10 protein-coding genes are annotated in these 7,208 nt (G+C 40.0%); all 10 read right to left on the reverse strand.

All coding sequences use genetic code 11. From position 1 onward, the window contains the following. On the reverse strand, nt 1–140 hold a 140-nt coding region (locus tag HP456_RS17310; RefSeq protein ID WP_172253415.1), incomplete at its 3' end, for a sporulation protein. 16 nt (nt 141–156) lie between these two features. Continuing rightward, on the reverse strand, nt 157–963 hold the full coding sequence (locus HP456_RS17315) for a protein kinase family protein (RefSeq protein WP_172253416.1): 807 nt from the start codon (nt 961–963) through the stop codon (nt 157–159). Nucleotides 964–1,285: 322 nt separating this feature from the next. Further along, complete coding sequence (locus HP456_RS17325) at nt 1,286–1,462, reverse strand: YozD family protein (protein WP_172253418.1); 177 nt, start codon at nt 1,460–1,462, stop codon at nt 1,286–1,288. Nucleotides 1,463–1,737: 275 nt separating this feature from the next. Next, complete coding sequence (yodN, locus tag HP456_RS17330; RefSeq protein ID WP_172253419.1) at nt 1,738–2,394, reverse strand: germination protein YodN; 657 nt, start codon at nt 2,392–2,394, stop codon at nt 1,738–1,740. Nucleotides 2,395–2,597: 203 nt separating this feature from the next. Next, nucleotides 2,598–2,822 carry a YozE family protein gene (locus HP456_RS17335; RefSeq protein WP_172253420.1) on the reverse strand — a complete coding sequence of 75 codons (225 nt, stop codon included), beginning with the start codon at nt 2,820–2,822 and terminating at the stop codon, nt 2,598–2,600. A gap of 73 nt (nt 2,823–2,895) precedes the next feature. Beyond that, nucleotides 2,896–3,180, reverse strand: coding sequence for a YokU family protein (locus HP456_RS17340; RefSeq protein ID WP_172253426.1), 285 nt, complete (start codon nt 3,178–3,180; stop codon nt 2,896–2,898). Further along, nucleotides 3,170–4,585: a lysine 2,3-aminomutase gene (kamA, locus tag HP456_RS17345; protein WP_376766232.1), complete on the reverse strand. Its 1,416-nt coding sequence runs from the start codon at nt 4,583–4,585 to the stop codon at nt 3,170–3,172. Before kamA ends, HP456_RS17340 begins: the two co-directional genes overlap by 11 nt. Before the next feature lie 78 nt (nt 4,586–4,663). Beyond that, nucleotides 4,664–5,500, reverse strand: a complete 837-nt coding sequence (ablB, locus tag HP456_RS17350; protein WP_172253422.1) for a putative beta-lysine N-acetyltransferase — start codon at nt 5,498–5,500, stop codon at nt 4,664–4,666. A 140-nt stretch (nt 5,501–5,640) separates the two neighbouring features. Further along, nucleotides 5,641–6,909, reverse strand: coding sequence for a peptidase (locus HP456_RS17355; RefSeq protein WP_376766233.1), 1,269 nt, complete (start codon nt 6,907–6,909; stop codon nt 5,641–5,643). 23 nt (nt 6,910–6,932) lie between these two features. Beyond that, nucleotides 6,933–7,208: CoA-transferase (locus HP456_RS17360; RefSeq protein ID WP_281358076.1), on the reverse strand; the 276-nt coding region annotated here is incomplete at its 5' end.

The raw sequence follows: 7,208 nt of genomic DNA on the forward strand, positions 1-7,208 counted from the left end.
CTTTGGGAGGTGCTTCCGCCTCTAATCTCAACTACACCATTTGCCGTTTCACCGGCTTTATAGCTTGATTTCTCTAATTTGGTATCGACGGTTGCAGCACCAATTCCAAATGACGCAAATACTTTATTAAAAAATGACATGTCAATTCCTCCAATTTCACCTGTTTTTTTGATAAAGATGGATTATTTTTATCATTTCACCACGAGCTTCTTCCGCTGTTTCAAAAGGAGTGCCTATTCTAAGCAGTTTTCGAAGAAGCATCCTGGTTTCCTTTCTGATATTCAATTCATCCTCCCAACTTTTTTCCTTCCTATCATTTGGCACGTAGGAAGAATACAGAAGGAATAACAGAAAGTGTCCCAGCGCATATAAATCACTTTTTGCAGTCTTTTCTCTCATATACTCCTTATGATACATGGGTTCTTTTTCAGATTTCATTTCAATCTTACATGCCAGCCCGAAGTCGATGATATTCAGTACCCCGTTATTCCATAATATATTCGGGATCCTTAAATCCCTGTGTATATATCCGTGCTGATGAATATCAATGATCAGATTGATTAGTTTGAGACCTACGTCTAAAGATTCTTTCTCTGAATAGGTTTTTCCTTCTTTAAAAATCAAATCTTCAAACGTTTTTCCGTTCATTCTTTCCATAATGAAATAAGGTGTTCTCTTATAACGTCCCGTTTCATATATTGCCGGAAATTGGGGGTGATGAAGTTTACTCAAGACAGTGGTTTCATTATCGATATATTGTTCATGATCGGAAAAATACTTTTTATAAGGACGGATTCTTTTCAGAATGGCCAGGTTTCCGGATTCGATATGTTGAACCGTGTATGCCGTGCCGTAACTTCCTTTCCCCAACGTGTTAATAACTAGATACTGCTGGACTCTTTCACCCTTATTCCAATTTACTTCAAAGCTGTCGACCAGCCTGCGGAATAGAGAGTGTATCATCAGCTGCTGAAAAAGCTGGAAAAATAACTTTTACTTTTATATTTCTTCTTATAATGGTGATGACCGTAATGTTTATGTTTCTTATGCTTTTTCCATGCATCACTTGAACTATAGTAACGCGGTTTTGAATGGGAACCCAATAATCTTTTCAATAGTTTCTTTAACATTGTTTCTACCTCCGTATAATTAGGTCATTCATGACTGCTACCTCTATATACGGTTAGATTGCACCATTGGTTTCAAAAAAGGCGAATAAAAACAAAATATCCCGTCCCCCGACTCTTTAAAAGATCCGGGGGACGGGATATTGATTAAATTTAAATTATGCGTCTTCTTCCCATTCTTCGTCGATGATGCACTTGGCAATCAGATACTCGAAAGTTATGTCCGCTAGTTCTTCCAGTTCATCTTCTGAAGGTACATAGCCTCTTTGTACAAGTTCTTTCATGAAGAAATCAGCAATTTCTTCAGTGTCGATAAAGACTTCTATCTCCCGCATTTGATCGCCCCCTTTGATTCTCAATTTATGATACCGGCAGCTTAGTTATGCCAGCAGAAAAAAGTTTTCATAAGAGCTTTTGGACGAGCATACACTTTACCATTAAGATTAGAGGAGCGATTGCATGTTGACGTTTATTAAAAAAGGCCAATCCACACTTAAAGAATTGGAAAACGGAGAGGGGAAGATTGCAGCCTGTATGCAATTGGTTTTGCGCGCAATATTGATTTCATTCTTACTAATAAGTGTTCCGCTATTTTTATATATTATGTGGATCATTCCTTCTCTTTAACCGCAGAGTGAGAATTTGCATGATTTTTTAATTGTTCAAGGACATGGTCCATTTTCTTTTTGTACGTGCTGTCTTGGAAGAAAAGATAAAGAGCTTTATAGTCGTTATAATAATCAAGCAGCTGGTCTGTCCAGCTTGTTTTATAAGTAGGGGACTTAAGGAGTTTTGATTTTCCGTCTTTTTTCTGAGGAAATACAATGCCGTATTTTTTTATAAATGCTTCTGCCTGTTCTTCATCAGCTACGAGAGTAATTTCATCTTCATCTGCCTCAAGCCATTCCCCGTCTGTAATTCTCATTAATTCATATATGACATCTTCCCATGCATCGTCTTTATAACGCCAAATTTCCGTTCTGAATCCCACTACTTTGAATAGATCTTCTTCATATCCCTTTACGATGACAAGATCTCCAAATAGAAATTTATATTCAATATCGATTTGTTCCTGCTCGAAAATATATCCGTCATACGTTTCGAGAAGTTCGAGTGCTTTTTCTTTAAACAATCCTTCACTTTCATTTACTTCATATAGGAACTCACCATCTAATTTTTTTATATTCGTTATTTTCCCTACTGTTCCATAGATGGTCACGACTACTGTTTCCCCTACCCTGAATCTAGGCTCTTTTCGATTCTTCATTCTCCCCTCACCCTTAATCGCCTTTTTTATATAATATGCAAAAAACGTTATTACGGGATACAAGATTTCTGTTTCTCCGCACTCCATTTGAAACTATACTCATACCCAATCCAGGTTTGAGGCGTCCTTCTGCCGTTTGACCTTAAAAAAATAAAAAGACTGACTTCAGTTATTTTAACTGTACTTCAGTCAGTCATTTATTTTCACCCTTTTTCTTCTATTGAATATTGATCCCAGGCATAGTCGAATATCGTCATGCTTTCGAGATAAGAGCCATTCAATTCAAGGTATGAACTAATCTCATCATACTTTTCCGACTGCTTGGGGAAGCTGTGATCATCATATGCTGCGTTTGCAAACCTGGTCAGGTCATCTTTGGCTGAGGGCTGCCTGTATTTCATTAAGAAATGATAAAATGATTTTCTCATCTACTCACCTATCCTTTAAGAACTGTCTTTTTAAAGGATAGCGAATCATGTAGAATCCGTAAAGTAGAGAATGTCAGAAGCGAAAATAATTTCTCTTTAGGATCTTCGGGATATTCAGGAGTTCTTCATAGGTGACTGTATCTGAAAGACTTTTGGAATCGATTAACATCAGTTGATCCTCAATTGCGTTGATCACGTGCTCCTCCTGGTACTCCATACCGCATTTCCTGCAGTTGATCCCTGGTACTTCTTTTATTGTTATCGCCCTCGTGCCGTCAGGAAGTTCCCAATACACGTTACCCTTTTCTTCCAAGACGTCTTCTCCCCCGCACCATTCGCATCTGTACTTATTTTCCATCATTTGAATCTTCCTTTTTATCAGTATTCATTTTAGCGAGCATGGCTTTGTGTTTCTTCTCTTTAAGTTGGTCACGTTTGTCCCTGAAGTCTTTGAGTGAATTATGGGATGGGTCTTCTTCGTATTTCTTCCTTCTTTCCAGTCTTTTTAATCCACTTGGTGTCAGCGATGGATGTGTATCATTCATTAATCCCGCGATACCTATTGTTGTGCCCTCAAGGTTTTCATCATGATAGATTTCTTTAAAGTAATCATCCGCTTTGCCCGGTACATATCCTTCAGGTTCGGGGTAGGTGGAGATGACTCCCTCGAAATTCCGTACGACTACCTTTGATGCACTTTGAGATATGAGATAATTTGGCTGAAGCGAGATTTTCCCTCCCCCGCCAGGAGCGTCCAATACGAACGTCGGTACTGCATAACCAGATGTATGACCTCTTAAACCTTCCATGATCTCCAATCCTTTTGCTACCGGAGCCCTGAAATGCCCGATTCCTTCGGAAAGATCACATTGATAAATATAATAGGGACGTACACGAATTTTCACCAGGTCATGCATCAACTTTTTCATGATTGGGGTGCTGTCATTGATCCCTGCCAGAATGACTGCCTGATTCCCCACAGGCACTCCCGCATCGGCAAGCATCTCACAGGCTTTCTTTGATTCCTCTGTAATTTCTATCGAGGTATTGAAGTGCGTATTCAACCATACTGGATGATATTTTTTCAGTATGGTGCAAAGATTTTCAGTGATGCGCTGTGGAAAAACTACTGGTGCTCTTGTGCCGATTCTGATAATTTCCACATGGGGAATGTCTCTTAGATTCTTAAGAATATATTCAAGAATCTGATCATTGATCAATAATCCGTCCCCGCCAGACAATAATACGTCTCTTACAGCAGGTGTTTCCCGGATATACTGAATCGCTGCATCCAATTGTTTCTTTGGTACACCCATGCCGATTTGTCCTGAAAAACGTCTCCTTGTACAATAACGGCAATACATCGAACATTGATTCGTAACAAGAAACAATACTCGATCGGGATATCGGTGTGTTAAACCGGGAACAGGTGAATCTTCATCTTCCTGAAGTGGATCTTCCATGTCATATTTTGTTTTGTTGATTTCTTTCCCGATGGGTACAGATTGCATTCTGACAGGACATCTGTGATCATTTTCATTCATTAACCAAGCATAGTAAGGGGTGATATTCAATGGGATCGTCTTAGTTGAAATCCTGACCCCCTCTTCTTCTTCCGGTGTAAGATTCACTATTTTTTTTAAATCATCAAGTGTCCTGATGGTGTTTGTGAGCTGCCAAAGCCAGTTATTCCATTGTTCCCCGGTAACGTCCTTCCAAAGTTCGATATCTTTCCAGTGTCTGTTCGGTTTATATAGGTTCATCCTCAATATCTCCACCATCTTTCATAAAGTTTCATCCTAAGATCTTTATGATGATCGATACTCCCCTTGACGTATGGGTTATTGACCCAAATTCTTTTCCCACAAATTCATATCTTCGATTTTATCGAAAATATAACAATTATTAGCAAGCCTGCCCCTGTACTCATATCCCAGTTGATGGAATACTGCATTCATGCCATAAGAAAGTGCTCTCGCAATAGTGTATGCACAAAAAATTTCACGGGACAGTAATTCTTCCTCAAGTTTTGCAATCAGATTCTTCATGATGCCCCCTTTCCTGTAAAGAGGAAGGGTTGCACAATCAGTCAGTTCAGCATTCTTATATTGAAAATTTATTTCCGCCGATGCAGCGCTGACTATTTGTTCATTTTGTCTGATACAAACAAAGATTGTCCCATTATTCATTGCGTCCTTAATATATTCAGGATTGTGCAGCGGTACTGGATAAAGCTGAAATACTTCTTTATATAAACAGGCTAATTCTTCAGCCTGCCCGGGCTCCGCCAAAAGGATTGAAGATTTTGTATCCTTTAAAGAAGGATCCATCCTGAGTCTTTGTACGGAAGAAAGGATGTCATCTTCTTCACCCCAATAGTTGCTTGTACGTCGTTCCTCTTTCCTGAACCTTGACATGAAATGCGCTCTGTCCCCATTAAAATAATGATTGATCACTCCCTCATGGACGAAGCCCCGTTCAATCAATGTCATAAATTGACTTTCCCGCGCCTTGATTATGAGTTTTTCATAATCGCCGAATTGGGAATCCATGTCTAAGATCGTTAGTAAAGAATGCAGGTTTCCGTGTATATCATCCACCCTTATTCTTTTGTTTACATCATCCCTGTAAACGGACGCAGCGAGTTTTGCACGTTTAATCAATTCATACTTCTGCATATAAAGCACCCTTTTTTATCAACATATGAATTCCCACTGGAGGATATGAAACAAACCTCCGAAAGAAAGATTAACCTTTATCCTGACATCGCTTTCCACAGCCTTCTTGTCATACATTCCGGAAAATCAGGATAAAAGTTTCAGCAGTCTTTATTACACCAATCTATAATAAATAAAGTCAGGATTTCTGCAGTCTGAAATACTCTTGCCAACTCGATGAACTCATTTGCATCATGTGCAACTTCAGTTGTACCTGGTCCGAATACGACAACGGGAATATCTGCACCTTGCGATAAAATACCTCCGTCTGTCCCCCATGGTGAAGCTTCGATGACCGGTCCGGAACCCATCACCTTCTTGAAGCAACTCTTTAAATCATTCATAATCGGATGATTCGGAGATAAATCACCAGGCTGCCAGCGTCCCCCAAACCATTCTACTTCCACAGGATGCTCGATAAACCAGGGATCTGCTTCCCTAAGACCAGCAAGCCACTTCTCAAATTCACTTTCAACCTGCTCCATCGTTTCCCATGGTGCTACTCCCACTCTTCCTTCGATCACCGCAAGATCCGGTACAGAGGATGGCCACTTACCACTTTCTATTTTTCCTATATTAATTGGCAGGGGAATGGGGACAGAATCATATAACGGATCTTTCACTCTGCCATTTCTCTTCTCCTCCAGTTTTTTCAGGGATGAAAGGACGGTATAACCTTTATCAATCGCATTGATCCCTTCATATCTGGTACCTCCATGAGCCGCTTTCCCTTTAACAAAAACCCTGAACCACATCGACCCTTGCTGCTTAGGGAACATTTTCATATTTGTCGGCTCAGGTATGATGGCCCCATCGGCTTTATAGCCCCGTAATAAAGCCGCAAGGGTACCTGCGCCTCCGCTCTCTTCTTCTATTACACTTTGAAAGATAATGTCACCCTTCAAAGGAATCTGTAAATCTTTGATCACTTCAATCGCCATTAATAGAGCAGAAGTCCCTCCTTTCATATCTGTTGAACCCCTGCCATATAACTTCCCATCAATAATGGTGGCGCTGAAGGGATCATATTTCCAGTCCGCTTTGTCGCCTTCTGGAACGACATCAACATGACCATTCAAGATAAGGCTCTTTCCACCGCCTGTACCTTTCAATACAGCTGCCAAATTGGGATTCCCTTTAAAATCCAGGCGGTCACAGCGATAAAAGCGATGGTCTTTTAATTCCTGATCCTGAATCTCCCAAATGTCCAGATCCATTCCCAGCTCCCTGCATTTTTCAATGATAACCGCTTGTGCCTTGTATTCTCTTCCTCTGACGCTGTCTTCCTGCACCAATCTCTGCAGAAGTTCTACTGTACTTTTCTTTTTATCTTCTATCTTTTCTTTTATGAGATGATGGATTTCGTTCAACATTATCCTCTCCTCTTTATGCTTTAATCTATAAAAGCTACCTGCTGGCTTATCATAAACTTTGCTTCTGTGGAATTCTTAATTTCTTCTATTGAATAGGGACGAAATACTTCAATGAGAGTTAAGAGGCCATTATCGACTGTAAAAACACCCCGATCTGTGATGATCATAGATACGCACTGTTTTGCGGTTAATGGCAAGGTGCATTCTTTTACTAGCTTACTATTATGATATTTATCCAAGTGAGTCATTACCACGATCACTTTTTTCGCTTTTGATGCGAGTTCAGTCGCACCGCC

This window comes from Bacillus haikouensis (genome assembly GCF_013179555.1).
Taxonomy (GTDB): domain Bacteria; phylum Bacillota; class Bacilli; order Bacillales; family Bacillaceae_B; genus Rossellomorea; species Rossellomorea haikouensis_A.